At 39.2% G+C, this 1496-nt stretch carries 3 protein-coding genes; all 3 read left to right on the forward strand.

Annotation, left to right across the window (positions count from 1 at the left end):
- Positions 1–310 precede the first annotated feature (310 nt).
- Complete coding sequence (rpsU, locus tag A5N85_RS13360; RefSeq protein WP_072577610.1) at positions 311–526, forward strand: 30S ribosomal protein S21; 216 nt, start codon at positions 311–313, stop codon at positions 524–526.
- Position 527: 1 nt separating this feature from the next.
- Positions 528–980, forward strand: coding sequence for a GatB/YqeY domain-containing protein (locus A5N85_RS13365; RefSeq protein ID WP_072577611.1), 453 nt, complete (start codon positions 528–530; stop codon positions 978–980).
- Between the two features lie 116 nt (positions 981–1096).
- Positions 1097–1496: CHC2 zinc finger domain-containing protein (locus tag A5N85_RS13370; protein ID WP_249023984.1), on the forward strand; the 400-nt coding region annotated here is incomplete at its 3' end.

A 1496-nucleotide genomic window follows, 5' to 3' on the forward strand; every position in this document is an offset into this window, starting at 1 on the left:
GCCGGGTAAGCGACTGGTTAGTGGTTGGTTATACGCAGGAAATCCTGCTAAACCTTTGCGAGAGCTAACAGATAAGGAGGAAGCATTTTTTCGCTATAGTGCGAGTCATTATGTCAGTTTGGCGGACAAGCATCGACAAAGTACACGAATGGCTTCTATTAGTTAGTAGAGAAATCTAACGTTTATTATTTAAGAAAACTTTAGCTACAAATCTGTGATGCAATGGAGATTTTTCGCTTTTAAACTTTGCATTTAGAAAATGCGCGCGTATAATGCGCGTCTGTTTTTTTAATTTTTATGAGGATATTGAATGCCCAGCGTAAAAGTACGTGATAATGAACCGTTCGACATCGCATTACGTCGTTTTAAGCGTTCTTGTGAAAAAGCCGGAATTTTGGCAGAAGTTCGTAGCCGTGAGTTCTATGAAAAACCGACTCAAGAGCGTAAGCGTAAGCTTGCTGCTGCTGTTAAGCGTAATCAGCGTCGCTTAAAGAAAGAGCGTAGCCGTTTCGAGCGTTTGTACTAAGATGAGCATTCAAGACAACGTTCAAACTGCCATTAAAGAGGCAATGCGCGCTAAAGATAAAGAAGCGTTACAAACGTTGCGAATGATAAGTGCTGCTTTTAAACAGATTCAAGTAGATAAACAACTTGAGATTACGGATGAAGTGGCACTTAACGAATTGGTTCGTCAAGTGAAGCAGCGTCAGGATGCGGCGCGTCAATTTCATGAAACAGGTCGCGAAGACTTAGCAGAAAAAGAAGAAGCTGAAATTAAAATTATTCAGCAGTTTTTACCGCAAGCGCTTACTAAAGAAGAAATGCAAGCTCATGTAGATAAAGTTCTAGCAGACAGTGGATTACCTTGCGAAATAGCATCGTTGGGTAAGCTTATGCCACAATTAAAAAATGATTTACAAGGGCGAGCAGATATGACAGAGGTAAGTCAATACCTTCGTCAAAAGCTGCAGTCAGCTTAATCTTTTAAACATCATTTTTGATGTTGCTTCAATTAAGAAATCGCTTGAAAGCAAAAAGCGGCTTAGATAAGCCGCTTTTTCTCATGTTTGAAATTTCAACGCAAGAACAATAAAAAATGAAGTCTATTCAAAGAACATTCATTGATAATTTAATTGCGAGGACCGATATTGCAGCCTTAATTGGCTCTAGAATTACTTTTCAAAAAGTCCAAGGGGGAAATAGTTGGGCTTGTTGCCCATTCCATAGTGAAAAAACCCCCTCTTTTTCAGTTAATCACCAAAAGCAATTTTATTATTGCTTTGGTTGTCATGAGAGTGGCGATGCTTTACGTTTTTTGATGAATTATGATCATTTGACTTTTCCTGAAGCCGTCGAAGCGCTAGCAGCATTTAATGGTGTAGAAGTCATTTACGAAGAGTCGTTTGATGCTCACGATAATGCACAGACAAAAGCGAGAGTAGAAGAAGGCTTAGCTTGTTTAGAAGCCGCTGCTAATTTCTTTCATGAACAATTTT

This window comes from Suttonella ornithocola (genome assembly GCF_001889065.1).
Taxonomy (GTDB): Bacteria; Pseudomonadota; Gammaproteobacteria; order Cardiobacteriales; family Cardiobacteriaceae; genus Suttonella_A; species Suttonella_A ornithocola.